This window comes from Ensifer sp. LC163 (assembly GCF_001695855.1).
GTDB lineage: Bacteria > Pseudomonadota > Alphaproteobacteria > Rhizobiales > Rhizobiaceae > Ensifer.
The window spans coordinates 80472-107367 of the sequence record NZ_MBSS01000002.1; the positions used below are offsets into that span (position 1 = coordinate 80472).

The following is a 26896-nucleotide window of genomic DNA, read 5'->3' on the forward strand; positions in this document are numbered from 1 at the left end:
GTCGACTGCCCGGATGCGAAGACACTGGCCAGCGGACAAACGGCTTCCAGGGAGAGTTAGGGTCTAACGCCTACCGGTCTCTGAAGAAAACTGTCGCCAAAAGCAGACGAAGCGCTTAACCCGCTCGCAATCGGCATCGGCTAGTGTTCATCCAATGAGAATCAACGCGATTACAAACTGGGCCTACGGCGTCACGGTCCTCCTGACCGGACTATCCGGTGCGGCGTTCATCCTGTCGACGAACAGCGCGATCGAGGAGCGGCAGGCGGCCGAGCAGCATCTTGTGCTCGATACGCTTGGCGAGGATCTCGCGCTCGGCGCGGAGGAGCGAAGCGATGCCGCCCGCCTTTACGTGATGCGTGGCGATCTGCGCCACCTCGAACGCTTCCATGGCAAGGAAGAGGCAGAGCGTACCCACGAGGCGGCGATCAGAAACGTGCGGGAATTCGGAGCGTCACCGGCCGAACTCGCGGCGCTCCAGGAGGTCGAACGCGAGGCGGAGGCCCTCGACAAGATCGAGGTGGCGGCGATCGCTGCCTATCAGAAGGGTGACCAGGCGGCCGCGCAACAGATGCTCTTCGGTCCGGAGCACGACCGTCTCCAGACCGCGTTGCTTGAAACGGTGGTCCGCTTCCGGGAACTGACCAAGGCCAGAACTGGTGCGGCGCTGGAACAGGCGAAGGAACGGAGCGACTGGTTCGGCATCGCCGCCAGGACCATGCTCGCCATGACCGCGGCGCTCTTCCTCGGCGTCCTTTATTTCGTGCTCAAGCGGCGCGTCGCCATGCCGCTCGTGCGCATGACGGGCATCGTGACGCGGCTCGCCAAGCAGGATTACGCGGTGGAAGTCCCGCTCGACCGCCGTCGTGACGAGATCGGCGAGATGAACGAGGCGATCCATATCTTTCGTACGAACGGGCTTGAGCGGGATCGGCTCGATGCCGAGCGGCGGCTGGACCAGCAGACCAAGGACTTGATCCTGCAGATGATGCACCGGCTGCAGGCGTGCCAGATCCAAGAGGAACTGGCCGAAGTCGTGGCACGGTTCGCGCCGCAGATCTTCCCCAACCTTGCCGGCCACCTCTATGTGCTGAACGACAACAGGATGTCGCTGACGCTTGTCGGCACCTGGCTCGACCCGCAGCATTCGGCCGATACCTTTCCGTCAAGTGCCTGCTGGGGGCTGCGCCGCGGCAGGCCGCATGTCAGCAATGGTGGGCTGAGCGATATCGCCTGCCAGCATCTGGACGAGAGCGATGTCGCCGGGCTGTGTGTGCCGTTGACGGCGCAAGGCGACACGATCGGGCTGCTTTATTTCGAGGAGCGCTCGCCCGAGCAGCCGGCCGTCGAGACGTCACGGCTTTATCTCGAACTGATCGCGGAAAACATCGGTCTGGCCGTGGCCAACCTGCAGTTGCGGGAGAAGCTGACCAACCTGGCGGTCCGCGATGCGCTGACGGGGCTCCTCAACCGCCGCTGCCTCGATGAGGCCTTGAACAAGCAATTGCGGGAACAGGCGGGCCGGCCGCTCGTCTGCCTCATGATCGATATCGATCATTTCAAGCGCTTCAACGACGAGTTCGGCCACGACGCCGGCGACGTGGTGATGCAGTATGTTGCCCAGATCATGCTCGACGCGGCCCGCGAGCTGGGAACCACCTATCGTTTCGGTGGCGAGGAGTTCACGATGCTTCTGCCTGAAATGAGCGAGGCGGCAGGCTTCGAGTTCGCCGAACGCCTGCGCGACAAAATCGGCACGACGCCGCTTTCCCATCGCGGCCGCATCCTCGGCTCCGTGTCTGTGTCGATCGGCATTGCATCGTCGCCGCGCGAAGGCACGATGGCAACGCTTCTGACGCGGGCCGATGCCGCCTTGCTCGACGCCAAGGCGCGGGGGCGGAACATGACGGTGTGCTCGTCGGGCCTGGTCGTCACCTAAAGCATTTACTGGAAAAGTGCGAAGCGGATTCCGTGAGTAAATGCGTAAAAACAAAGAGATAGTGCGTTTCTGTGACGCCGTTCAGGACGGAATACTCCAGAAAGCGATTGCCGTGGCGGTTTTCTGCCGCCCTTGCTGAAAGACGAACCCCGCCTGCCGGCGGGGTTCGCTTTAGCTGGAATGGACCGTCACTGTTTAGATCCAGACGGTTCGCCCTTCGCCTTCGCAGCCGAGCGCACGCAGAATGCTGAGTGGAATGCCGATCACGGTTTCCTTGCCGGCCGAAAGCAGGAACGAGGCAGTCTGCGGTTCGCGATAGGCAAGGATCTCTTCGCGGGAGGCTCTGGTATAGATGCCGCGCAGGGCGCGTACACAGCCGCTGTGGGTCACCACCACGTGTGTGTTCTCGTGGTCGAGTGTCGCGAGCCAGGAGAGCAGGCGGGCGTCGAGCGTGGTCCGGCTTTCGCCGCCGGGCATGGCGTAATCCCACGGGTCGGCGCTATGCGCCTCGTATTCATGCGCGAGCTCCCGCTCGATCTCGTCGTGCGAGCGACCCTCCCAGGAGCCGTAAGCCCTTTCCACCAGCGTCTCGTCATGGGTGAACTGCTCGAACGGAACCGACCACGTGTCGGCGAGGATCGATGCCGTCTGGCGGGCACGCCCGAGTGGACTGACCCAGAATTTGAGCCTCGTCTCGCCGGCTATTCTTTCGGCCAACCGCAACCCGACGGCAAGCGCCTGCCGGACGCCGTTTGCCGTCAGCGGCGTGTCCTTTCGGCCTTGCAGGCGACCGGCGACATTCCATTGGGTTTCGCCGTGACGGATGAGGATGATGTTGGGCAGAGGAGAGGTCATGACATGCTCGAGATTCTGCGGGCTGGCGTACCGGCCGGAATTGAAGAAGGAAGGGCACCCACCGGAGAATGGCCGGTGGATGCCCGGTTGCTCACTCGGCAAGCCAGAGCGCCGAGGACGGCTTGAGGCCGAGCGTCGTCGTCGCGCCGGTCTCGAGCAGGGCGTTGCCCGAATGGAACGGCGCGTCGATCAGTACCGTCGCCGTCCCGACCTGCACCCCATAGCGCACGGTGGCGCCCAGGAACTCGCGATGCGCGATCGTGCCGGTCAAGGCAACGGCACCTGGCTCCAGCGCACCGAGGGTCGCATATTGCGGCCGGAAGACGAGCTTGGCGCCCGCCGGTACCGTCGCACCCGCCGGGATCGGTATGGAGCCCGCTCCTGAAACCTCGAAGGTGCGCTGCGTACCGGAACCCGAGACGGTGCCGTCAAGGATATTGGCCGTGCCGAGGAAGTTGGCGACGAACAGGTTGGCAGGCTTCTCGTAGAGCCCCATCGGCGTTCCCACCTGCTGGATGCGCCCTTCGTTGAAGACGGCGATGCGATCGCAGACGGTGTTGGCTTCCTCCTGGTCGTGGGTGACGAAGATCGTCGTCAGCTTCAGCCGTTGCTGCAACTCGCGCAGCTCGCGCCGTACTTCGACGCGCATCTTGGCGTCGAGGTTGGAGAGCGGCTCGTCGAGCAGCAGTACCTTCGGCTCGATGGCGATGGTGCGGGCGAGCGCGACACGCTGCTGCTGTCCACCGGAAAGCTGCGACGGGCGCCGGTCGGCGAGATGTTTCAACCCGACGAGTTCGAGTGCCGCCTGGACGCGGCGTTCGACCTCGGCGCGGGGCAGGCGACGCTCCTCCAGGCCGAAGGCGACATTGGCGGCAACAGTCATATGCGGCCAGAGCGCATAGGACTGGAAGACCATGCCGATGTCACGCTTCCACGGCGGCATGTCGAGCACATCCTGGCCGCCGATGACGACTTTGCCCTGCCGGGCATTGTTGAAGCCGGCAATCAGCCTGAGAAGCGTGGTCTTGCCGCAGCCGGATGGGCCGAGAAAGGCGAAGAATTCGCCCGGCTGGATCTCGAGATTGATATCCTTCAGCACGTGAAGCGCGCCGTAGTAGAGATTGACGTCGCTGATGCTGATCGCCTTGGCGGGGCCGACCGATAGCGCGGCGCTGTTGATGTTGACAGTCATATTGTTCCTCCCGAGTTTCTATTTCGCCACGCCAAGCGCCTTCTGGCGGCGCTCGATGACGTAGTGCGAAAGCAGGGTGCAGAGCGCGACCATGATCACGGCGATGACACCGAGGGCTGCACCCGGGCCACGACCCGCCGGCGATTGCATGAAGACGTAAAGCCCGTAGGCGATCGGTGCGTCCGAGTTGCTCTGGATCAGCATCAGGGTTGCCGACAGCTCGACGGCGGCCGTCGAGAAGCTGGTGACGAAACCGGCGAGCAGGCCGCCGGTCATCAACGGCAGGACGATGCGCCGGATCGTTCGCTGCTTGGTGGCGCCGAGGTTTTCAGCCGCCTCTTCCAGCGATTCCGAAACCTGCTGCAGTGCCGCGTAGCAGGCCCTGAGGGCGTAGGGCAGCCGGCGGATGGCGAGTGCCAGCACGACCATGACCCAGAGGGTCGCAAGCGGTGTGCCGTCCGGCAGCGTGATGCCGTAGAAGGTGCGGAGATAACCGATGCCGAGCACGACGCCGGGGATTGCCAGAGCGGCGGTCGCCGCCCAGTCGAGCCAGCGGCGGCCGACGACCTTGGTGCGCAGCACGAGATAGGCGATGGCGCCCCCGATGACGACGTCAATCAGGCCCGCAAGGCTGGCATAGATCAGCGTGTTCTTGATGTAGAGCGAGCTTTCGCCGAACACCCGTCCGTAGTGGGCGACGGTGTAGGCGTCGGGAAGCGGGCTGAAGGACCACACCGTCGCAAGCGACAGCAGCAGGAGGCCGATATGCGGCGACAGCACGAGCAGCAGGATCAGGCCGACGACACCATAGGCGATGACGCTTTCGCCGCGGCTGAGCTTGCGGCGGGAAAGACCGCCGCCACCACGCTGCGTCGTCGAATAGTCCTTGCCGCGCATGGCGACCGCTGAAAGCCACATGGCGAAGATCGAGACGGCGATCAGGATGACCGAGATGACGTAGCCCATCGGATCGGTGAGCCCGACCGACGTGACGCGCAGGTAAGCCTGGGGCGCCAGCATGTCCTTGACGTTGAGAAGCAGTGGCGTTGCCAGGTCGTCGAAGACCTTGACGAAGACCAGCGACGCGCCGGCGAGATAGCCAGGCATCGCCAGCGGGAAGACGATGCGGCGGAACAGCCGGAAGCCCGACGAGCCGAGGTTCTGGGCAGCTTCTTCCATCGAGCGGTCGATGTTGCGCAGGCTGGTCGACAGATTGATGAGGATGAAGGGGAAATAGTGCAGCGACTGCACGAAGATGACGCCGTTCAGCCCTTCCATGAAGGGAATGCGGATGCTGAACCAGTCATTCAGGATGAGGTTGACGGTGCCGTTGCGGCCGAACAGCAGCTGCATGGCGACCGCGCCGACGAAAGGCGGCATGATCAGCGGTACGAAACCGAGCGTCTGGATGATCAGCGAGCCGCGGAAGTCGAAGCGCGTGGTCAAAACCGCGAGCGGCAGTGCGATGGCGCTCGCCCATACGACCGACATCCCGGAGACGTAGACGGAGTTGAAGAACGACCGCCGGAAGAGGTCTGTGTTGAAGAAATCGACGAAGTTGACGATCGTCAGCGCGCCGGTGCCCTTCTCGGTGAAGGCCGTGTAGATCACCGTACCGGCCGGAATGACCAGAAAGATGGCGAGGAAAAGCGCGATCAGGGAGATCGCAAAGATCTGTCCGGGCTTGGCCGAAACGCGTCTTATGGGAATGGATTGAACGAGCGCCATGGGCAGACTCCGAATTGTGGTCGGCAAGCCTGACGCGTTTACAGAGCCGCGTACCGCTCGATCACGAGGGTCGCAACAACGCTTTCGACTGCTGGACGGCGTGCCTCCGGATCGATTCCGATCTCCGGGGGCTCGCCTGCAGGCGCGTCAGGCTTGGCGATGACATGAGTTTTCGGGGATGGCCGCCCGCCCCGGGGCAGGCGGCCTCTTGGATCCGATGTCAGTCGACGAGGGCCAGCGCTTCTTCGGCCTTGGCCTTGGCAGCGGCGTACTTCTCGGTCGCAAAGGCGGCCCATTTCTGCTCGAGTTCCGCCTGGCGGGCGGTCTTTTCCTCACCACCGGTAAAGGCGTCACGGACCTGCTGGCTGGCAGCCTCTTCCGCCGTGATCGGCATGGCGGCGATCAGGGCGTGGGCTTCCGTCAGGAGCGCGCGGGCCGGCTGCTGCTCGTTGGCGGCAACGGCCTTTTCCGCTTCATGGATCGCCTTGGTGGCGCCCTTGATGTTGTCGAGCTGGAACGAGATCAGCTGGTCGTAGAGGGTATCGACGACATCGGTGCGCTTCTTCGATACGTCGGAATCAAACGTGATCATCGACTGGAAGCGCGGATCCTTGAACGGGTTCGGGAAGCCTTCCGGTGCCTTCTCGTAAAGCGCGGGGTTGATCGGCAGGCGACGGATCGCCGGTTCGAGCAGAACGGCCTGGCCTTTTTCCGAGAGCAGGTAGTTGACGAAGGCTTCGGCGCCGGCCTGGTTCGGCGCATTGGCGACGATGCCGATGTTGGCCGGAACGACTGTTGTGACCGAGGGATAGGCGAAGCTGACCGGGAAGCCGCTCGCCTGCGCCGAGAAGGCGAAGAAGTCGATGACGATGCCGATACCGGTCTGGCCGGAGTTAACGGCGTCAGGCACGCCGAAGGAGCGCTCGGTCACCTGCTGCAGGTTGCCGCCGATCCCCTTCAGCGTCGCCCAGCCCTTGTCCCAGCCTTCGCCCTGCAGGATCGTTTCGATCGTCAGATGGGTCGTGCCCGAACGCGAGGGCGCGGCAATCGCGATGTGATCGTGGTATTCCGGCTTGGTCAGGTCGCTCCACTCGACCGGCTTCGGCAGGTCGTTGGCTTCAAGGTAGCGGTCGTTCGACATGATGCCGTAACCCGACGCGGCAAAGCCGAAGTAGTAACCGTCCTTGTCGTTGACCGGATAGGAGCCGACCTTTTCGGGAAGGCCGGTGACCGAAGGGCTGAACTTGGCGAGCAGTTCGCGGCTCTTGAGGCTGTCAAACGCATCCGGGGCCGATGCCCAGAACAGATCGACCTGGTTGTTCGCCTTGGTCTCATCGATGTACTTGACGCCCGAGCTCGTGCTCTTGTTCTGGACGTCGAGGGTGAAGCCGGGGTTGGCGGCCTCAAAACCCGCCTTGAACGGATCGGTCACGTCTTTGGAAAACGACGTCACGATCGTGACTTTCCCGCCGTCCTGGGCGTGGACCGTCACAACGAAGGCAGCCGACATCAACATCGCCGCAGCAATGGTCTTCAACATAGGTATCTCCTCCCAATAGGGACACCGAGCGTTTGGTGTCCGATCTATCGAGAGCAAGCGCCGTGCCAGACTGAAAACAGCAGGAGGTCAGGGGTTCATGGCTGCCTGATGGGTAGAGACGGTAACAATCTAGCAGAATGGCCGGGTCAAATCGGTAACATCAGCCGGCCTCGCCATCGTTCTGGGCGGCGATATCGAACTTGCGCATCTTGAGGTAAAGCGTCTTGCGGGAGATGCCGAGCGCATCGGCGGTTGCCCCGACGCGGCCGTCGTGCCTGGCCAGGCTGTCGAGAAGGATGGCGCGCTCAAGCCGGTCCATCTGCACCTCCAGAGTCTCGCGGCTTTGCGCTGCCCGGTCGCTATCGCGGTGGTCTTCAAGCCCGAGCACGAAGCGTTCCGCGACGTTGCGCAGCTCGCGAACGTTGCCCGGCCATGGCCTGCCATTGAGTTCGGCCAGCAGCTCGGCGCTCACCCGTGGCGGCGTCCGGCCCTGCCGCTTGGCGGCGAGCCCAAGGAAATGCTGGAACAAGAGGCCGACGTCGCCCTTGCGTTGGGCGAGCGGCGGCAGCTCCACACGGGCGATGTCGAGGCGATAGGCGAGGTCTTCCCGGAAATCGCCCTTCTTCGCGGCCTCGTGCAGATCCGCTTTCGTCGCCGCCACGACGCGCATGTCGACCGGCAGCTCGACGTTGGAGCCGAGCCGTTCGATGACGCGCTCCTGCAGCACACGCAGCAGCCGCACCTGGGCTGCAAGCGGCATCGATTCGATCTCGTCGAGAAACAGCGTGCCGCCGTCGGCGTATTCGATCTTGCCGATGCGCTTTTCGCGTGCGCCGGTAAAGGCGCCGGCTTCATGGCCGAAGAGTTCCGATTCCAGCATGGTTTCCGGAATGGCGCCGCAATTGACGGCGACGAACCGCCCCTTGCGTCCGCTGAAATCGTGGAGCGCACGTGCCGTCACTTCCTTGCCGGTGCCGGTATCGCCGATAATCAGCGCGTCGGTCGCCGCCGCAGCGATGCGCTTCAATTTCTCCCGCAGTGCAACCATCGGCGTGGAATGTCCGATCAGGCGCGTTTCCCAGCCGTCGTCTTCCACCGACAACCGCAGTCGTCGGTTCTCGAGCAGCAGGCGGCGATGGTCCCGGGCGCGGCGCACCGTCTCGATCAGATGCACGGGATCTGCGGGCTTCTCCAGAAAATCCCAGGCGCCGTCGCGCATGGCGCGAAGGGCCATAGGGATGTCGCCGTGGCCTGACATGAGGATGATCGGGATTTCCTGGTCGATCTTGCGCACGGCGGCAACCAGATCGAAGCCATCGTGATCCGGCATCCGCACGTCGGAAACGATGACGGCGCGGCTGTCGGCGCGAAGGCCGGCGAGCACCGATGTCACCGAACCGTGCGGCGATACGCTGAGGTCTTCCAGTTCGAGCACCTGACAGCAGGCTTCAAGCACGCTGGCATCGTCGTCGATGAGGATGATATCCGGGTCCAACGTCATTGCGGGCCTTTCAGGGATACGAGGAATTGCGTGCCGTGCGCACTGGTTTCGAGGATCGAGATCTCGCCGCCGAAGTCCTTGACGATGTTGTAGGAAATGGAGAGGCCGAGCCCGAGGCCGGAACCAACCGGCTTGGTGGTGAAGAATGGGTCGAAAACCGCGCCGATGTCGGCAACAGCAATGCCGTTTCCGGTATCGCCGACGATCAACCGGGCATCGGTGCCGACCTGTCCTATCGTTGCGCTCACCTGCCGCACCGGCCTGCCTTTGACGGCGTCTAACGCGTTGCCGATGAGATTGACCGCCACCTGTTCGAGCCGCACCGGCTCGGCCATTACCATGACGGTGGCGTCCCCCTGCAGGCGCAGTTGCATCTCGACAGCTTCTTCCTCGAAGCGGTGCTCTAGCAGGCTGAGCGCGTCGCGCACGGCGGCTGCAAGGTCGACGGGCCGCAACTGCGCGTCGGGCCGGCGCGCAAAGCGACGGATATGGCTGATCTGGTCGGCCATGCGTCCGGTCAATCCCTTCATCTTGTCGAGATTGAGCAACGCCTGCTCGCCTTTGCTACGCCCGATCAGGGTCGTGGCACTGTGGATGTGTGCCCGAAGGGCTGCCAGCGGTTGGTTGAGTTCGTGGCCGATGCCGGCTGCCATCTGCCCGAGAGCCGCGAGCTTTGCCGACTGTATCAACTCGTCGCGCGTCTGGCGGAACAGGACCAGGGCATGGGCAAGATCGCCGAGTTCATCTGCTTCGGGTGAGGGGATCGCGGTTGCCGGGCGCCCGCTGCTGATCGCGCCCGCCGCTGCCGACAGAAGCCGGATGCGCGCCAGAAGATTGCGGTAGACGTAGAAGAAGCCGATCGCGGTTGCGAGCAGCACCGAAAGAATGGCGATGGCGACGAGCAGGCTGCGTCCGGTTTCGATCGCGGCGGCAGCGCGCTGTGCAGCTGCGGCGGCGCTGGCCTCTATCGCCACCACTTCGGTTTCGATCCGGCGTCCGAGGTCGTCCACCAGGCGGCCGTTCTGGCTGGCGAGCTCGGAGAGTTTTGCCGCCTCGATCATTTCCGAGCGCTTGCGATTGGGGATGCCCGTCAGCACGTCTGACTGGTCGAGAATACGGCGCGCCAGTTGCCGAACGGTGATGCTGTCCGGCCAGTTTTCGAGACTGGCAATGCGGCTTGCGAGTTCGTCGGCACTGTCGCCGAGGAAGGCGTTGGTTTCCTGGATTTCCTCTTGCGTGGCGGCGTTGACGAGCCGGCCGATCAGCCCCGTCGCCAGGTTCGCCTGCGATACGGCCGTCAGCAACGCCTCGCTCTTTTGTTGTTCCGCGAGCGCTGCCGCCTCGTGCCCGTTGCGCGTCTCGGCTTCGATGTTGAAGCGAATGTCGTCGACGAGCGGGTCTGCCTCCTCAAGCAGGTCTGCCTGGACCCACCGCAGTTCGTCGATGTCGGAGCGCATCGCCTCGCGAAGGGTGAAGCGCTTGCCGGCAGCAAGGTCGATCTTGTCGAGGTTCTCGCCGATCGCTTCTGCCAGCGGCAGCAGATCGGTCGCATCCGACTTCGCGCCGCCTTCCCCAAGTAGCGAGCGCAACGTGGTGAGGCGAGCCGCGTAGCTGCTGCGGATCTCGTTATACTCGGAACGCGTCTCGGCACCGGCGAGAACCGTCGTAACCGAACCGATGTCGGCGCCCGCCTTCGACAGCCGGGAGGCGAAAGCGAGTTGCGGCATCTGGTCTTCCGCGATCCGCGACAGTTCGCCGGACAGCCGCTCATAGGACAGCCAGCCGACAAGGCAGGCGCCGACGGCGAGCCCGACGATCGCGACGAAGGCCAGGACGAGCCGCGCACCGATGCCGAACCGCCAGCGGCGCGCGGCGGAAGCAGGGGCCATGGCTGGGTTCATTATTGCCGCCATGGCTGCAGGTTTGCCGCCGGTCGTCCGACGGAGGACAGAAGCATTTCGGCTGTCGCCAGATTCCGCTCGATCGTGGCGCGCAACCTCTGCGTCAGCGCGGTATGCGCCGGCGAGCGGGCAATGCTGCGCGGCCACTCGGCCTTGAGGGATTCGTCCGCGTTTTCGACGTCGCTTGCCGAAAGCGGCGGCGTGCCCAGCAGACGCCGGGCTCTCGCAAGCATGCTGCGCTGCTGCGCATCCTCGATCTCGGTTGCTTCCAGGTCCGCTACCCTCTTCCAAAGCCGGGCAAGCGTCGCCCGGCGGCGCACGATATAGTCGTCGAAGATCAGGTTGACGAGACCATAACGTCGTGCCGACAGCGCCGCGTCGAAACCGCTGTATTTCAACAGGCCGTCACCGCTTTCCTGCGGTAGCAGGCCCTTGTTGAGCGCCGGGTTGAGGGGAATGCGGGCCACGGCCGGCAGCAACAGCACCCTCTGGCCGTCTTCCGACAGAACGAAATCGATGAACCGCTCGGCAGCTCGAACATTGCGCGCCCGTGAGAGGATCGCGATGCTGGCCGGTACGAACACGGTGTCGGGCGGCAGGATGAACACGTTGCCCGCATCGGCGAAATCAGGCGCATTGGCGAGGAAGTCGATGGTGATGCCGATGCTGAAGCGCCTTTGGGCGACACCGGATGCAACACCGAAACTGCGGGCCGTGACGGTCGACAGATTGCCGCCGAGCTGGGACAGCATCGCCCAGCCTTTTTCCCATCCATAGGTCTGCAGCAAGGCTTCGACGATCAGATGCGTCGTGCCCGACCGCGAGGGGGTGGTGATGCCGATCTGACCGGAATAGACGGGCTTCAGCAGGTCCTGCCAGTCTCGTGGCACCGGCAGCTTGTTCTGAGCGAGATAGGACTGATTGTAGACGAAGCCGTATCCGGAGAGAGCAAAGCCCAGGTAATAGCCCTCGGGATCGTTGACCGGATAGCCGAAGACTTTTTCGGCAGCCCCGGTGTGGCGCGGCGCAATCGGGCGCAGATCGCCGCTGCGCTTCAACAGCTCGAAAGCATCGGCGGCCGAGGCCCAGAATATGTCGGCCGGGACATCGGCTTTTTCCATGACGAAGCGCGTCGCGCTTGCCGTGTTGCGCTGAACGATCGACATGCGGATATCAGGGTTCGCGGTCTCGAACGCCTGCCGAAACGGCTCGAAGAACGACGGCGGATACGAGGTGACGACCACCAGATCCTGTTTTTCGGCCGCCTGCGCAGCGGACACGAGCATGGTGACGCAGGCAAGAGCCAGCAGCCGCAATGCCGCAAGAATGACGAACCGGACCTTCAACACTTCACGCCACCACGACCAGCGCCTGCTCCCTTTGGGAAGCATGCGCGCGCGGTCCCTCCCTCGTTGCCGTCATCCCGCGGGTTGATCCCGCCATCGGCCGACGGTTTACTCTGCTATGAAGACCGTGTCGCCGTAAACCCTGACGCGGCCTGTACACTGTTGCAAACGAGCCGCACCGGTTGTGCTTTGGCGGCATGGCTAGATTTCCTCGCTTGGCGGTTGCGGGCGATTCGCCTATAACCCGACTTCCGGCAACAGATCAGGGAGGTTTCAGATGCCAGCTTATTCTTTCTCCCTACGGGGCGGCGTGCAGTTCTGAAGTAGACGCTTGAGAGCATTCGCGCTCTTTAGCTGTTCAAGTCAGGACCTGTTTCGCTGACTTTGGTCTTCCCTTGATGCGGAAGCTACCAATCCATTGATGCCGATAGGAAAACCGTTTCCCTTTCTCGGCATGTTTCATTGATTAGAATTTTGAGGCCAGTGCTTTTGGCATTGGGCAATCGTTATGGCTTTTACTCGTTTCGCCTTGCGCGGCGGTGCGTTCCGCAGCGTTCTCGGTTTCACCTGGGTCCATTGGAAGCGCCAGCCGCTTCGCCTTTGCTTCATCCTCGGCGCCGTTCTGTTTTCGACGCTCGCGGATGTCTTGACGCCGCTTTACTCCGGTCGGCTTGTCGACGCGGTCGTGACCGGTGCTGCCTCGGACCAGGTGGCCTGGGATGCGGCACTTGCAGCATTCTGGATGATGACGGCCCTGTCGCTCGGTGCCATCATTTTCCGGCATTTTACCTTCATGGGTGTCGTCGATCTGACGCTCAAGATGATGTCCGACATCGCCTCGGCGGCCTTCTTCCGCATTCAGCGGTTCTCGTCTGATTGGCATGCCAACAGCTTTGCCGGCTCGACGGTGCGTAAGGTGACGCGCGGCATGTGGGCGCTGGATCTGTTGAACGATACGCTGCTGATCGCGCTGTTTCCGTCGGTCATCATGCTGGTCGGCTCGACCACTCTGATGGCGTGGTACTGGCCGATGATGGGTGTCATCATCGGCGTGGGCTCGCTCATCTTCATCGCTGCAACGGTCACGTTGTCGCTGGGCTACGTCGCGCCTATGGCGCGCCTGGCCAACAGCTGGGACACCAAGCTCGGCGGTTCGCTTGCCGATGCCGTCAGCTGCAACAACGTCGTGAAGGGCTTCGGGGCGGAAAAGCGCGAGGATGCCCGGCTGGTCAAGGTGCTGGCCAAATGGCGGGACCGCACGGGCCGGACCTGGGTCCGCGGAACGGTGAACGGAACGACGCAGGGCGCGCTGTTGCTCGTACTGCGGGCGGCGGTCATCGGCTTTGCGCTGTTCCTCTGGTCGCGCGGACAGGCAACTGCGGGCGATATCACCTTCGTGCTGACCTCCTTCTTCATCCTGCAGGGTTACCTGCGTGAAGTGGGCATGCACATCCGCAACCTGCAGCGATCCGTCAACGATATGGAAGAGCTGGTGGACATCCACGCCCAGCCGCTCGGTATCGAAGACAAGGCCGATGCAAAGCCGATCCGCATCACCGATGGCCGCGTCGAATTCAACGATGTGACCTTCCACTACGGCGCGCATCGCAAGCCGCTCTACGATCGGTTCTCGGTGACGATACCGGCGGGGGAACGTGTCGGTCTTGTTGGACACTCCGGCTCGGGCAAGACGACCTTCGTCAAGCTGATCCAGCGCCTGCACGACCTGAAGTCCGGCCAGATCCGGATCGACGGTCAGGATATCGCCGGCGTTGCCCAGGCTTCGCTGCGCCAGCAGATCGCGATCGTCCAGCAGGAGCCGATCCTGTTCCACCGGTCGCTTGCGGAGAACATCGCCTATGCCAGGCCGACGGCCACGCAAGCGGAGATCGAGAAGGCGGCAAAGCTTGCGAGCGCCCACGACTTCATCACCGCGCTGCCGAAAGGTTACGGCACGCTGGTCGGCGAACGTGGGGTCAAGCTTTCGGGCGGCGAGCGCCAGCGCATCGCCATCGCCCGGGCCTTCCTGGCAGATGCACCGATCCTCATTCTGGACGAGGCGACCTCGAGCCTCGATTCGGAATCGGAAGTACTGATCCAGCAGGCGATGGAGCGGTTGATGTTGGGGCGCACAACCCTGGTGATCGCGCACCGGCTGTCGACCGTGCGCGCGCTCGACCGGTTGCTGGTGTTCAGCCACGGCCGCATCGCCGAGGAGGGCACGCACGAGGCGCTGATCCGCCTCGACGGCGGCATCTACCGGGGGCTGTTCGAGCGGCAGGCGCTGGAACTGACCAAGGGCCTCGTGCTCAACGACAGCTGAGGTCAGGCGCAAGCCGCAAACGGTGAAATGCACGGACGCCGGTACCTACTGCATAATTCCTTAAATCGGAATCGATTTAAGGACAAAATTATGCAGCAGCTCAAAGTGTTACAGCGACCTTTGCGCGTCTAGATAGACGCGCGGCGCTGTAAGTGTGCCGGCGTCTTGCGTTTCGCTTTCCTTGGCCGGGGCGCCATCGATGCCGCCTTGTGAATGCGACACCTACCGGCGCAGCCATGCGTTGATGCCGCGCGCCGCGGCGCGGCCGGTGGCGAAACAGGCGGTGAGCAGATAGCCGCCGGTCGGCGCTTCCCAGTCGATCATCTCGCCGGCGACGAAAATGCCCGGCAGCGCCTTCAGCATGTAGGCGTCATCCATGGTGCTCCAACGCACACCGCCTGCCGATGAAATCGCCTCGGCGATGGGGCGGGGACGAAGAACGGCAATTGGCAGTGACTTGATGAGTTCGGCAAGCGCCTTCGGATCGGCGCGTGGCGCCTCGGGGGCAATCTCGCGCAGCAGTGCCGACTTGACCCCCGCGAGCCCAGCGCCTTTGCGCAGGCGATTGGAAAAGCTCATCTTGCTGTCCTGGCGCGCAAGGTCCTTGGCCAGCCGGTCGCCGGTTCGTCCGGGGACGAGATCGATCTGCAACGCAGCAGTCCCCTGCGTCTGCAGGGGGTCGCGCAAATGTGCCGCATGGGCATAGACGAGGCTGCCCTCGATGCCGTGACGGGTGATGACGAATTCGCCGGGGATCGTCCCCGCCTTTGAAGTGGCGGTTACGGATTTCAGCGCTTCGCCGCCAAAACGTTCGCTAAACGGAGCGCTCCAGTCGACATCGAAACCGCAATTGGCGGGGCGGAACTCGGCGACGTCGGCACCCACGTCATTCAAAACCGCCAGCCAGCCGGCATCGGACCCCAGCCGCGGATAGCTGGCGCCGCCGAGCGCTAGAAGCGTGGCATCGCTGTGCACGACCTTACGCCCATCCGGTGTGTCGAAGACCAGTGCTCGGCCGTCAAAGCCCGTCCATCGATGCCGTGTCAGGATCCGGACGCCCTGCGCATCCAGCCGCCTGATCCAGGCGCGCAGCAGCGGCGACGCCTTCATCGCCTTTGGAAATACGCGGCCGGACGAGCCGACAAAGGTTTCCGTCCCGAGACCCTCCGCCCAGGCGCACACATCCGCGGGCGTGAAGGCGTCGAGTGCCGCGCGCAATCGCTCCGATGAGGCTCCGAAGCGATCGGCAAAGCGCTGGAAATCTTCGGAATGGGTGATGTTGAGACCCGATTTTCCGGCCAGCAGAAACTTGCGCGCAACGGTCGGCATGCTGTCGTAAACCGTCACCGAATGGTTCTGCAGAGACAGGATCTCCGCCGCCATCAGCCCGCTCGGCCCGCCGCCGATGATCGCGATTTCGCTTCGTTTCATGCGCCCGTCCGGCATCCGATTCCGTTGCGGCCACTCTTGGCCCGTCAGGACGTCTCGCGCAAGGCGGCGTGAGCGGCCACTTCAATGCCGGGTGGCGGCATTCAGGCGTTTCTCGAGCCAGATGCTGTAGCGCGAGCCGGTGAAACAGATGACGAAATAGACGGCCGCGGCAAAGACATAGGCCTCGGTATGGAAGCCGAGCCATGTCGGATCCGTGGCCGAGGTCTTGGCCGCATTCAGGAGGTCGTAGATGCCGATCACCGCCAGCAGCGATGTGTTGAGAACGATGCCGATCGAAAGATTGACGATCGCCGGGATGACGGCGCGAAGCGCCTGGGGGAGGACGATGAGGCGGATCGTCTGGATATAGCCAAGGCCAAGGGAAAGCGCTGCTTCCCGCTGTCCCCAGGGCACAACCTGCAGCCCGGCGCGAATGACTTCGGCGAGATAGGCCGAGAAGAACAGCGTCACGCCGATCTGCGCGCGCAACAGCTTGTCGATGGCGGCACCACTCGGCAAGGCGAGCGGAACGATCAGCATGGCGACATAAAGCACGGCGATCATCGGTACGCCGCGCAGCGTCTCGATGAATGTGATCGCCAGCGTTCGGACGACGCCCATGTTCGATTGCCGGGCAAGCGCCAGTAAAAGCGCGATCGGGAACGCAAAGGCCAGGCCGGCGATCGAGACGACCAGTGTGATCGGCAGTCCGCCCCAGTTGTTGGTCGATACCTGAGGCGGCGTCAGCGTGCCCGCCATCAGCAGCCAGCTCAAGACGAGGGCCGCGATCCACAGCGGCACCAGCCTGAAACTCCAGAAGCGAGGAAGCGCGGATAGCACCAGCAAAGCGAGCACCGTTGCAACGACCAGGGCGGGGCGCCATTGCAGGTCCGGTGGAAAGAACGCGAAGAGGATGAAACGCAGCTTGGCGCCGATGAAGGCCCAGCAGGCACCGGCGCCGTCAACCGCGCAATCCTTTGCCGTTCCCGTCCAGACGGCGTCGATGACCGCCCAGCGCAAGAGCGGATGGAATAGCCAGGCAAAGGCGCCGAGAGCGGCAAGCGTGATGAGGCTGTTGCCCCAGCCGCCGAAAAGACCGCTCCGCCAGCGATGCCAATCCGGCGCGACCGGTGGCGGCAATTCGATGTGGCTCATCGCCGTGCCTCCCCGCGCAGGACGATGCGCCGGTTATAGAGGTTCATCAGTGCGGAGACCGAAAGGCTCAGTGTGAGATAGACGGCGGCGATGATGCAGATCGCTTCGAGTGCCTGGCCGGTGGTGTTCGCGGTGGTATTGGCGACGCTGACGATATCGGGATAGCCGATCGCGACGGCGAGGCTGGAGTTCTTCGTGAGGTCGAGAAAGCTGGAGATCATCAGTGGCGTGATGACACGCAACGCCTGCGGCAGGACGACGAGGCGCATGATCTGCGCGGGTTTCAAGCCCAGCGCACGTGCCGCTTCCCATTGGCCCGATTTCACCGATTGGATGCCGCTGCGGACGATATCGGAAATCGAGGCGGATGCGTTGACGACCAGGCCGATCAAAAGCGCGAAGAATTCCGGCGTCAGCGAGAGGCCGCCTTTGATGTTGAAGCCGCCTTTGGCCGGCAAATCGATGGTGGCGGCAAGGCCGAAAGAGGTGAGCGCGAGGTAGCAGACGACAAGCGAACCGAGCACGGTCATGGCGGCCTTCGGTATATAGAAGGTGGAACCTGTCAGAAGACGCCGGGCAAGCGACAGCGAAGCATAGGCTGTCAGCAGGATTGCGGGCAGCCAGATCGCCCAGGATAGCCCTTGCAGCGAAACGGACGGGACATGGACGCCGCGATTGCTGAGATAGACGCTTTCGAGGAAGACATAGGCGCCGCGTGGCGGCGGCAGCGCGTGGATGATCGCGCTCCAGAGGAAGAGCTGCAGCAGCAGCGGCGTGTTGCGCAGCAACTCGACATAGGTGTGCACGAAAGTTGCCAGCAGCAGGTTGCCCGACAACCGGGCGATGCCGAGCGCAACGCCGAGAACAGTCGCGAGTACGCAGCCGACGATGGCGACCTTGATGGTGTTGGCAAGGCCCGCCGCAAGCGCGCGGGCGTAGGTGTCTCCCGCCGAATAGGGCAGTACCGTCTCGCCGATTTCGAAATTCGCCTGATGGAAGAGGAAACCGAAACCCGGAGAGAGACCCGTGCGTTGCATGCTGTCGACGGTGTTGGAGCCGAAAAGCGCGAAGATCGCAAGCACGCCGGCAAACAGGAAGATCTGCCCAAAGGGCAAGGGGCCGAGCCAGGTGCTTAAGCGGGAGGGCAATCCGGGCCCTTGTGGGCCCGGTCGAAAAGTGGATGTCATCGCAGGTACCGGCAAAGGCTCAACGGAACGGCGGCGAATAGAGAAGGCCGCCGGCGGTCCAGGGCTGGTTGTAGCCGCGGTCGAAGTTGAGCGGCGTGCCTTTGCCGACGTTGCGGTCGAAGATCTCGCCGTAGTTTCCGACCGCCTTGACGATGTTATAGGCGAACTTCGGATCAAGCCCGATGGCTTCGCCGAGTGATGGATCGACGCCGAGGAAGCGCTTGATGCCCGGATCCTCGCTGGTGAGGAAACTGTCGACGTTCTTCTGGGTGATGCCGAATTCTTCCGCCTGGATCGTGGCGTAGACGGTCCAGTTGACGATCTCCAGCCATTGGTCGTCGCCGGCGCGGATGGCCGGTGCCAGCGGCTCCTTCGACAGGCGCTCGGGCAGAAGGACGTAGTCATCCGGCTTCGATAGCTGCGTGCGTTTGGCGGCAAGGTCGGTGGCGTCCTGGGTGAGCGCGTCGACACGGCCGGAATCGAGTGCCTTCAGGAATTCGCCCGTTTCCTCGATCGTCACAGGCGTGAAGGCCTTACCGGTCTTGCGGAAGAAATCGGCGATGTTCAGTTCGCCGGTCGTGCCGCTCTGCACACCGATCGTTGCGCCGTCGAGCTCCTCGCCCTTGGCGACGCCGAGATCCTTGCGCACCAGCAGGCCCTGGCCGTCGTAGAAGACCACCGGACCGAAATGGAAGCCGAGCTTGAACGCTCTGGTCACCGTCTGGGTGACGCCGGAGAGCAGAATGTCGAACTCACCCGATTGCAGGGCGGGCAGTCGCTGCTGCGGCGAAGAGTTGGTGAACTCGACCTTCTCGGCATCGTTGAAGACGGTGACCGCCAGCGCCCGACCGAAATCGACGAAGAAACCCTGCCAGCGGCCGCTGCTATCGGGCGTGAAGTAGCCCGGAGTCGTGCCGACGCCCACCTTGATGAGCCCGCGCGCCTTGATCTTGTCGAGGGTTTCGCCCGCAAGTGCTGAAGAGGCGATCAGGGCGGCGGTCAGGGCTGCCGTTACCGCAAATGCCTTTGTGAAAAATCTGCTTCCGATAGAATTTCGCTGCATGAAGAGGCTCCTGGCCGTGATGTTCGTCCGTCGCGCCGCCCGTCAAACTCAAGGCCGCAACTAAGTTATGTTTTAAATCTATAGAAAATATAGAATAGAGATGTTCGTGCGGAATTTCTGCCGTTGCGGGAAGAAATTTCTCGCCTTTCAGCGTCAGCGGAATGACCGCGGTGGCTTGGAGCCGTCGCCCCATCAGCCATTCACAACCCATTGGCTGCGCGGTCAGCTCGGATTAGCCTGCATCGGCTCTTCGGGTGACGAACGTTTCTTCGCTCGTCGCAATGCGGACCTTGGCCAAGACATAGTGCGCCCCCTTGTTGAGACGTGCTCAAGCACCTAGCTTCCGCCCATGTGGTCCATTATCTCGTAGGCGATGCAGCTGTTTTCCGAAAAGTGGTGGGAGAAGATCAGATGGGGCACGCCGACCTCGGTCGCGCTGCACCTGCTCGTGATCTTCCTCGTGCTGTTTCGCTTGCCGCATGAAACGCCCAAGCCGCAGGGCGAACAGAGCATCAGCGTCGAGATCGTGTCTCCGCCACAGCCGAAGCAGGAGGAGAAACCCAAGCAGGAGGCTCAGCCGAAGAAGGAACAGCCGAAGCCACAGCCGGCGCCTGCCCGTCAACAGCCGCAGGCCTTCGAATCGGCCGCCGCCAAGACCAAGCAGGAGGCCAAGGTCGCTCAGCTTCCGCCGACTGCGAAAGCCGAGAAGAAGGATGTGGTGAACGAGCCGAAGAAGGCGGCCGCGGCTAATGCCGCGGAGAAGCTGGAAAAAGACGAGGCGAAGGCGCAGAAGCAGCCGCAGACCGAAGAGCGCGCGCCGCAGCAGCTTGCCGTCCTGTCGAGCACCGCCAACGGCGAGAAAAACGCTGCTGAAAAGAAGCCGGCTGCCGAGGCGGATGCCAACAAGGCGCTGCCGAAATCCGATCCGGTGCCGGTGCGCAAACCCGCCGATGGCAAGGAAAAAAGCGAAGAAGCCGAAGGCAGGGCCGAGGCAAAGGCGAAATTGCCGTCCGACAGGTTCGTCGAGGCCGAGGAGCTTTTCTCGGCCAAATCGATAGCCGATCCGCGCGTCAAGCAGGCGATGAGCCAGCTGCCGGTCAAGAAGCGTATCCTCCAGCTCTGCAGCATCGAAGCCCTGGAGCAGATCCGCCACCAGCGGCCAAAGGATTTTCCGGATATGCTCGTGCCCTTCGGGCCATCAGGCGGGTTTATCGGCAAAGATCAGATCGATGCGAGCGGCGGCGCCTATCGCAGCAAGGGCAACTGGTACGACGTTAACTTCAAGTGCGAGGTCGATCTCGAGACGGTCGAGGTTATCTCGTTCAGCTACGCGATCGGCGGCATCGTGCCGGAAATGGCCTGGAAGAGCCGCAAGCTGCCGACAAACTAGACCTGCTTTGTCGGGGCGTCGGAGGTCTGCGGCCACGATGAGCAAAGACGTATCCCACCGTCTTGCGGACTTCTCATAGAACTATTCCATTTTTGAGATGCCGTTTTGTCGCGGGGAAGAGTAGCTTCCAGCCAAATAGGGCGACGGTCGTTTGCGGCGGATCGCCACCTGGCAGCACGGGGAAAAGGCTACATGTCGGCAAACACGCGTCAAAGGCTTCGCGATCTCGGATTCCACCCCGGCGTTTACGAGACCGGTTCGTTGAACGCGATCACCGATGTTGCCGGCGTTGCCGTTGGCCACGCGACCGTCATCGAGGGCGACAGGATCCGCACTGGTGCCACCGCCATCCTTCCCCACCCGGGCAATCTGTTCCAGGACAAGGTGCCGGCGGCGCTCGCGGTGCTGAACGGCTTCGGCAAGTTCGTCGGTTCGACCCAGATCGCCGAGTTGGGCGAGCTCGAAACCCCTGTCGTTCTCACCAACACGCTGGCGACCGGGCGGGCGATCGAGGCGATCAACCGCTTTACGCTGGCCCAGCCGGGCAACGAAAAGGTCGTGTCGCTCAACGCGGTCGTCGGCGAGACCAATGATTCCAGGCTGAACGATATCCGCGCCGGTCGCCCGACGATCGATGAGATCGGCAAGGCGCTTGCCGCCGCAACGCCCGGCCCGGTCGAGGAGGGTGCCGTCGGCGCCGGCACCGGCACGGTCGCCTTCGGTCTCAAGGGCGGGATCGGCACCAGTTCGCGCCGCGTCAAGACCGCAGGCGAAACCTTCACCGTCGGCGTGCTGGTACAGTCCAATTATGGCGGCCGCCTGCTCATCTGCGGCCAGCCCTACGATGCGCCTTCCGGCCATGACCGAGACGGTTCCATCGTCATCGTCGTTGCCACCGACGCGCCGTTGTCGTCGCGCAACCTCAAGCGTCTGGCCGAGCGCGCCTTCGGCGGCCTTGCCCGCACCGGTGCCGCCCTCAGCAACGGTTCCGGCGACTATGCGCTGGCATTCTCGACTGCGGAAACCGTCCGTCGCACCCGCGAACGGCGCGCAGCGATCGCCAGCTATCCTGACCTCCCGAACGACCTGATGTCGCCGCTGTTCGAAGCGACGATCGAGGCGACCGAAGAGGCGATCCTCAATTCGCTGGTCGCGGCGCAATCCACGAGCGGCTTCAATGCCGCCACCGGCAAGGCCAGTTCGGTGGAAGCGATCTCGCTCGACCGGCTCGCTGTCCACAAAGCCTCCTGAATTCTTTTCCCTCAGACGGAGTTACCATGCCCAACCCGACCGGCCGTATCGTTTATCTGAACGGCGAGTTCGTTTCCGAGAACGCGGCGCATCTCTCGATTTTCGACCGCGGTTTCCTGTTCGGCGACGGGATCTATGAAGTGACCGCCGTGCTTGAAGGCAAGCTCATCGACAGCGCGCTGCACATGGCGCGGCTCGAACGCTCCGCCCGCGAGATCGACGTGCCGCTTCCGGTGTCCGTTTCCGAGATCGTCGAGATCGAGCGCCGACTGGTGCGCGAAAACAACCTCGTCGAGGGCGTGGTCTATCTGCAGCTGACACGGGGCGCCGAGGATCGCAACTTCCTGTTTTCAGGCGAGATCAAGCCGACGCTGCTCCTCTTCACCCAGGTCAAGACTCTTGAGCATGTGGCGGCGGTCGACAGGGGTGTTTCCGTCAAGTCGGTCGCCGACCAGCGCTGGGCGCGACGCGATATCAAGAGCGTGTGTCTCTTGCCGCAGGTGATGGCGAAGCGTATCGCCAAGGCCGAAGGCTGCGACGAAGCCTGGATGATCGAGGACGGCTTTGTGACCGAAGGCGCATCTTCGACTGCCTATATCGTCACCGACGACGGCAGAATCGTTACCCGCGGCAACAGCAATGCGACGCTGCCCGGCTGCACGCGACTTGCCGCATTGGAACTGGCGCGGGAGCAGGGGCTTACGATCGAGGAACGGCCGTTCTCGCTCGATGAGGCGCTCGGCGCCCGCGAGGCCTGCCTGACGAGCGCGTCGAACTTTATCGTTTCGGTGACGCGCATCGACGGCAAGCCTGTCGGCGACGGCATGCCCGGGCCGATGGTCAAGCGATTGCGTGAACTCTACCTGGAGAATGCTCGCCGCACCGCGATCTAGCGGCCGGTTTGTGTGAGCGCTGGTCGGTGGCATACGAGCCTGAAGCGCTTCCTGACGAAAACCGCGTCGCACCTTTCCCGAAGATGCTTTAGGCAACCGCCTCCTGCGATTGCCAGATGCGCCCGACGACGGGGCGCCGGTTGTCCTTGGCGCGGTAGAGCCGGATTTCCACGCTGATATCCCAGCGTGGGTCGGCGGCACGCACCAGCGCCCCGGTCGCAAGCTCCGTGGTCATCAGGCTTTCCGGCACCCAGGCGATGCCCCAGCCGGCCTGCGCCATCGCCTTCAGGCCGACAGACATGCTGCCTTCATGCACACGCTGAAAAGGCGGCAGGTCAGCGCCGACCAACTCCCCCAGCAGCTGGCCGAAGAAAGACGATTTCTCGTAGCTGATATGGGGGAAGGGCTTTGCGCCGCCTTCCAGCAGGTGCGCGGCCGCCCCGGCTTCATCAGGTGCCGAAACCGGAATGATCTTTTCGTGGCCGAGCGAGCGGTGTTCGAACGCCTGTGGATCCAGGAGCAGCGGCACCTGGGTGTGGGCATAGGTCAGGAGGAAATCGCATGAGCCGTCGACCAGCGAATTGAGGTTCTCCTCCATGCTGCCGGAATCCGGGCGCAGCCGCGAGAAGACCGGGCCGGCCTTTTTGTTGATCCGGTTCATCCAGTCGGGAAAGAAGGTGAAGGAGAGCGTGTGGAGCGCGGTCACCTTGATCGTCTTGGCGTCGGAGCCTTCTTCCTTCTGCAGGTTGCGCCGGGATTGGTAGAGGTGCTTGAGGGTCTCCTGCGCCACCGGCACGAATTTCTGACCCGCCTCGGTCAGCCGCGAGGGGTAGGTGGCGCGGTCGACGAGGCTCGCGCCAACCCAGGCCTCTAGCTGCTTGATCCGGCGGCTGAAGGCGGATTGGGTGACGTGCCGTTCGTCGGCTGCCTTTGAAAAATTGAGCGTGCTCGCCAGCGCCAGAAAGTCTTCGAGCCACTTGATTTCCAAAGCATGCACTCCTGAAAAGCGTCACTTACCGCCTTGCAGCGGCAACCTGACCCCCTTTTAGGCACAGTTCGACCGGCTTCAAGAAAAATCAGGCCCGACGGCGGTATTCCATCATCCGCGCGCGGCTGAGCACGAGTTCCACCCTGTTGTCGCCGAGGGCATGAAGGCAGACACGTTTCGTCCACGGCCCGTCATGGAGCGTGAAAAGGAAGCGGCCGTTGCCGAGCGCCGTCAGCGGCATCGCATGGCGCACCGGACCAACCCCCATCAGCACCGCCCCATCGCGGATCTCGAACTCGGCCCCCTCCGGGGATTGCCACGTTCCAGCAAACGATGCCGGCACCGCGTGTTCCTTGGTGACGGGCAGGAAGCGCCGCGCTGCATGGCCCGCCTCGCCGACGAGCGCCGACCCCTCCAGTCGCAACCGCATCGGCGAGGAGGCCGAGCGCGAGGAAACCCAGTCGTCGCCGTCATCGTAGAGCGTGTCATCGGCATCGAGATAGGTGCAGGCGCTGCCCTTGATCTCGAGCCACCACGGACCTTGCTCCGTGGCATAGAGGCCGTCGGGAATGCCGGTCGCCGGTTTCGGCAGCGGCAAGCCGGTGAGCGCCGCCATACTTTCGAGCGCGATCTTGTTGCCGTTCGTGTCCTCGCGGTTGGAGACGACGACGAAGCCTGACCGGCTTTCCGGATCGAGCAGGAGGTAGGTCTTGTAGCCTGGATGCGAACCGCCATGGCCGACGAAGCTGCGCTCGCCGAGCGCCGACAGGCGCAGCCCAAGGCTGTAGCCGCTTGGCCGTCCGTCCGCCAGGAAACGCGTTGCCCGCAGCCTCTCCAGCACACCTTCGTAACGGCCTTGTCTTCTCATCAATGCCTGCAGCCAGGCAACCAGCGCGTTGGCGCTTCCCGTCAGGCTGCCGGAGGCGGAAATATGCAGGCCGGCGGCGGACAGCTGCCAGCGCTCGCCGTTATGCCAATAGCCCGGCACCAGACCCACGACCGGATCGTTCCAGACATCGGGCGCCTTGAACGTGACCCCAAGTGGTCCGGCAACGTCACACTGGATGAAGTCGTCGAAGACAAGGCCCTTACGCTCCAGTGCCGCCTCGACGAGGCGATAGCCGCTGTTGGAGTAGGAGACTTCGCTGCCGGCATCGAAATTCAGCCGGCGCAAACGCGCGAGAAACGCCAGGAGCGGTGCGGCCTGGGTTTCCGTGTAGACGGAAAGGCCGAGCAGCGACAGGCATTCGCGCGTGTCCGGCAGGCCGCCGCTCATGTCGAGCGCCTGGCCGACCGTCACGTCGGCAAGCGGCGAGGCAAGTTCGGGCAGATGTTGCCCAAGCCGGTCGTCGAGCTTGATGATGTCGTCATGGCCGAGAACCATTGCGCAGAAGAAATGCTTGGTGACCGAGGCATAGCGAACGACGCTTTCGGCCGAGAACGGCGCGAGCGTCGCCAGGCTTTCGACGCCGCGCGCATGCGAAAAGCGGATGCCGCTCTCATCGAAACCGACGATGGCGCCGCCCGGTTCGTTCTCGGCCCACTGCTTGGCGAAACCTTCGGCGGTGGCGGATGCGGCGTGCCAATCGAAATGTACCGGCATGTTGTCTTCCATTGTGTTTGTTGTCACGACAGGGACGAGGTCAGGCGGGCTCTTCCAGCCCGACGCTCAGCATACGCAGTTCCGTCGTATGGGCATGGCTTGTCTTGCCCGCTCGAAGGTCCTGTGCACTCAGTTGCTCCACCATTTCGCCATTCAGCATGACGCCGACCTGACCACAGAGATGGGCGATCACGGCGAGGTTGTGGCTGACGAGAATGTAGGTGAGGTTTCGCGCTTCGCGAAGGTCGGACAAAAGGTTGAGGATTTCCGCCTGCACCGAAACGTCGAGCGCGCTCGTCGGTTCGTCGAGCAGCAGCACCTGCGGATCGGCGATCAGCGCCCGGGCGATCGCCACCCGCTGGCGCTGGCCGCCGGAAAGCTGGTGGGGAAACCGGAACCGGGCCGCCTGCGGCAGCGCCACGTCGGAAAGCGCCTGGACGATGCGCTTGTCGATGTTGTCCATGCGGTGCACCAGCGGCAATTCGCTGAGAATGCGGTCGATCGTCTGGCGCGGGTGCAAAGAGCCGTAAGGGTCCTGGAATACCATCTGCACCCGGCGGAAGAATCCCGACGGACGCTTCAGCGCAGCCGCCTCTCCACCAAAGGCGATGCGGCCTTCCCAACTTTCGTTGAGTCCGGCCATTGCCCTGAGGATCGTGGACTTGCCCGAGCCGCTTTCGCCGACGATGCCGAAGCTGTCGCCCTTCCTCACCGAAAACGACACACCTTTGACGACCTCGCGGTCGCCGAATTTGATGCGGAGATTTTCAACGTCGATCATGCGGTGAGCCACGATGCATCGCGGTTGAGAACAGGCAGCCGGTCCCTGGGATGCGTAAGGGAAGGCATGCAGTTGAGGAGCCCCTTCGTGTAGGGGTGACGGGCGTTCAGCAGGTCCGAGGCTTTCAGTTCTTCCATGACCCGCCCGGAATACATCACCGCGACGCGATCGCAGAAATGCGAAACGAGCGGCAGGTCGTGGCTGATCAGAATGAGGCCCATGTTGCGCTCGGAGACCAGCTCCTCGATCAGCCGCAGGATTTCTGCCTGCACGGTCGCGTCGAGCGCACTCGTCGGTTCGTCGGCGATCAGGAGTTCCGGATCAGGCGCCAGCATCATTGCGATCATCACCCGCTGGCCCATGCCGCCCGAGACCTCGTGCGGGTAGGCGGCGGCGACATCGCGCGGGTTGCGGATCTTGACCTGGTCGAGAAGATGGATCGCTGCTTCCAGCGCTTGCCTCTTGCTGCCGCCCTTGTGGGCGCGCCAGGCTTCCGCCACCTGCCGGCCGATGTTCATCACCGGGTTCAGCGAGTACTTCGGATCCTGCAGAATGAAGCCGGCCCGCTTGCCGCGGATCTGGCGCATCTGTTTTTCCGAAGCGCTCAGCACGTCGATGCCGTTGAAGGAAAGCCGATCGGCTGTGATGGCGGCATTGGAAGGCAGCAGCTTCATCAGCGCCCGCGCCGTCAGGCTCTTGCCCGAGCCGGATTCACCGACGATGCCGAGTTTCTCCGCACCGAGCGACAGCGATATGCCGCGGACCGCCTCGAACCGGGACGAGCGGTTCTCGAAGGCGATGCGAAGGTTCTGGATATCGACCAGCATGG

General features: G+C 63.3%; 20 protein-coding genes. 5 read left to right on the top strand and 15 right to left on the bottom strand.

Features of this window, described 5'->3' with window-relative positions; all coding sequences use genetic code 11:
• The first annotated feature begins 154 nt into the window (after positions 1 to 154).
• Positions 155 to 1939, top strand: a complete 1785-nt coding sequence (locus tag BC360_RS03825; protein ID WP_065794337.1) for a diguanylate cyclase — start codon at positions 155 to 157, stop codon at positions 1937 to 1939.
• Positions 1940 to 2134: 195 nt separating this feature from the next.
• Here the strand turns inward: BC360_RS03825 and BC360_RS03830 are convergent, their stop codons facing one another.
• The 7 genes from BC360_RS03830 to BC360_RS03860 all read right to left on the bottom strand — a co-directional run bounded on the left by BC360_RS03830 (position 2135) and on the right by BC360_RS03860 (position 12047).
• Positions 2135 to 2794: a histidine phosphatase family protein gene (locus tag BC360_RS03830; protein WP_065794338.1), complete on the bottom strand. Its 660-nt coding sequence runs from the start codon at positions 2792 to 2794 to the stop codon at positions 2135 to 2137.
• Between the two features lie 91 nt (positions 2795 to 2885).
• Positions 2886 to 3986: an ABC transporter ATP-binding protein gene (locus tag BC360_RS03835; protein WP_065787415.1), complete on the bottom strand. Its 1101-nt coding sequence runs from the start codon at positions 3984 to 3986 to the stop codon at positions 2886 to 2888.
• Between the two features lie 18 nt (positions 3987 to 4004).
• Complete coding sequence (locus BC360_RS03840; protein ID WP_139109905.1) at positions 4005 to 5714, bottom strand: ABC transporter permease; 1710 nt, start codon at positions 5712 to 5714, stop codon at positions 4005 to 4007.
• A gap of 220 nt (positions 5715 to 5934) precedes the next feature.
• A complete protein-coding gene (locus tag BC360_RS03845; protein ID WP_065794339.1) occupies positions 5935 to 7254 on the bottom strand; it encodes an ABC transporter substrate-binding protein in 1320 nt (439 codons plus the stop codon).
• Positions 7255 to 7414: 160 nt separating this feature from the next.
• A complete protein-coding gene (locus BC360_RS03850; protein WP_065794340.1) occupies positions 7415 to 8755 on the bottom strand; it encodes a sigma-54-dependent transcriptional regulator in 1341 nt (446 codons plus the stop codon).
• Positions 8752 to 10644, bottom strand: a complete 1893-nt coding sequence (locus BC360_RS03855; RefSeq protein ID WP_065794404.1) for an ATP-binding protein — start codon at positions 10642 to 10644, stop codon at positions 8752 to 8754. The genes BC360_RS03850 and BC360_RS03855 overlap by 4 nt, the downstream gene beginning before the upstream one ends.
• A gap of 11 nt (positions 10645 to 10655) precedes the next feature.
• Positions 10656 to 12047, bottom strand: a complete 1392-nt coding sequence (locus BC360_RS03860) for an ABC transporter substrate-binding protein (protein WP_083222435.1) — start codon at positions 12045 to 12047, stop codon at positions 10656 to 10658.
• 463 nt (positions 12048 to 12510) lie between these two features.
• Here BC360_RS03860 and BC360_RS03865 point away from each other — a divergent pair, with 463 nt between their 5' ends.
• Positions 12511 to 14325, top strand: coding sequence for an ABC transporter ATP-binding protein (locus tag BC360_RS03865; protein WP_065794342.1), 1815 nt, complete (start codon positions 12511 to 12513; stop codon positions 14323 to 14325).
• 222 nt (positions 14326 to 14547) lie between these two features.
• Here BC360_RS03865 and BC360_RS03870 read toward each other — a convergent pair whose 3' ends face one another.
• The 4 genes from BC360_RS03870 to BC360_RS03885 form a co-directional block, all read right to left on the bottom strand.
• Positions 14548 to 15756 carry a TIGR03862 family flavoprotein gene (locus BC360_RS03870; protein WP_065794405.1) on the bottom strand — a complete coding sequence of 403 codons (1209 nt, stop codon included), beginning with the start codon at positions 15754 to 15756 and terminating at the stop codon, positions 14548 to 14550.
• Positions 15757 to 15837: 81 nt separating this feature from the next.
• Positions 15838 to 16911: an amino acid ABC transporter permease gene (locus BC360_RS03875; protein WP_065794343.1), complete on the bottom strand. Its 1074-nt coding sequence runs from the start codon at positions 16909 to 16911 to the stop codon at positions 15838 to 15840.
• A complete protein-coding gene (locus BC360_RS03880) occupies positions 16908 to 18059 on the bottom strand; it encodes an amino acid ABC transporter permease (protein ID WP_244512661.1) in 1152 nt (383 codons plus the stop codon). The genes BC360_RS03875 and BC360_RS03880 overlap by 4 nt, the downstream gene beginning before the upstream one ends.
• A gap of 58 nt (positions 18060 to 18117) precedes the next feature.
• Positions 18118 to 19161 carry an amino acid ABC transporter substrate-binding protein gene (locus BC360_RS03885; protein ID WP_065794345.1) on the bottom strand — a complete coding sequence of 348 codons (1044 nt, stop codon included), beginning with the start codon at positions 19159 to 19161 and terminating at the stop codon, positions 18118 to 18120.
• Between the two features lie 373 nt (positions 19162 to 19534).
• Between BC360_RS03885 and BC360_RS03890 the strand changes: the two genes are divergently transcribed.
• The 3 genes from BC360_RS03890 (at position 19535) to BC360_RS03900 (ending at position 22695) form a co-directional block, all read left to right on the top strand.
• Entirely contained in the window at positions 19535 to 20551 is a 1017-nt protein-coding gene (locus BC360_RS03890) for a DUF930 domain-containing protein (protein ID WP_065794346.1), read from the top strand.
• 192 nt (positions 20552 to 20743) lie between these two features.
• Positions 20744 to 21802 (top strand): P1 family peptidase, encoded by a 1059-nt coding sequence (locus BC360_RS03895; protein ID WP_065794347.1) that lies wholly within the window; start codon positions 20744 to 20746, stop codon positions 21800 to 21802.
• 26 nt (positions 21803 to 21828) lie between these two features.
• Positions 21829 to 22695 carry a D-amino-acid transaminase gene (locus tag BC360_RS03900; protein WP_065794348.1) on the top strand — a complete coding sequence of 289 codons (867 nt, stop codon included), beginning with the start codon at positions 21829 to 21831 and terminating at the stop codon, positions 22693 to 22695.
• A gap of 88 nt (positions 22696 to 22783) precedes the next feature.
• Here the strand turns inward: BC360_RS03900 and BC360_RS03905 are convergent, their stop codons facing one another.
• The 4 genes from BC360_RS03905 to BC360_RS03920 form a co-directional block, all read right to left on the bottom strand.
• Entirely contained in the window at positions 22784 to 23683 is a 900-nt protein-coding gene (locus tag BC360_RS03905) for a LysR substrate-binding domain-containing protein (RefSeq protein WP_065794349.1), read from the bottom strand.
• Positions 23684 to 23771: 88 nt separating this feature from the next.
• Positions 23772 to 25286, bottom strand: a complete 1515-nt coding sequence (locus tag BC360_RS03910; protein ID WP_065794406.1) for a serine hydrolase domain-containing protein — start codon at positions 25284 to 25286, stop codon at positions 23772 to 23774.
• A 40-nt stretch (positions 25287 to 25326) separates the two neighbouring features.
• Entirely contained in the window at positions 25327 to 26067 is a 741-nt protein-coding gene (locus BC360_RS03915) for an ABC transporter ATP-binding protein (protein ID WP_065787428.1), read from the bottom strand.
• A complete protein-coding gene (locus BC360_RS03920; RefSeq protein WP_065794350.1) occupies positions 26064 to 26894 on the bottom strand; it encodes an ABC transporter ATP-binding protein in 831 nt (276 codons plus the stop codon). The genes BC360_RS03915 and BC360_RS03920 overlap by 4 nt, the downstream gene beginning before the upstream one ends.
• Positions 26895 to 26896: the final 2 nt, after the last annotated feature.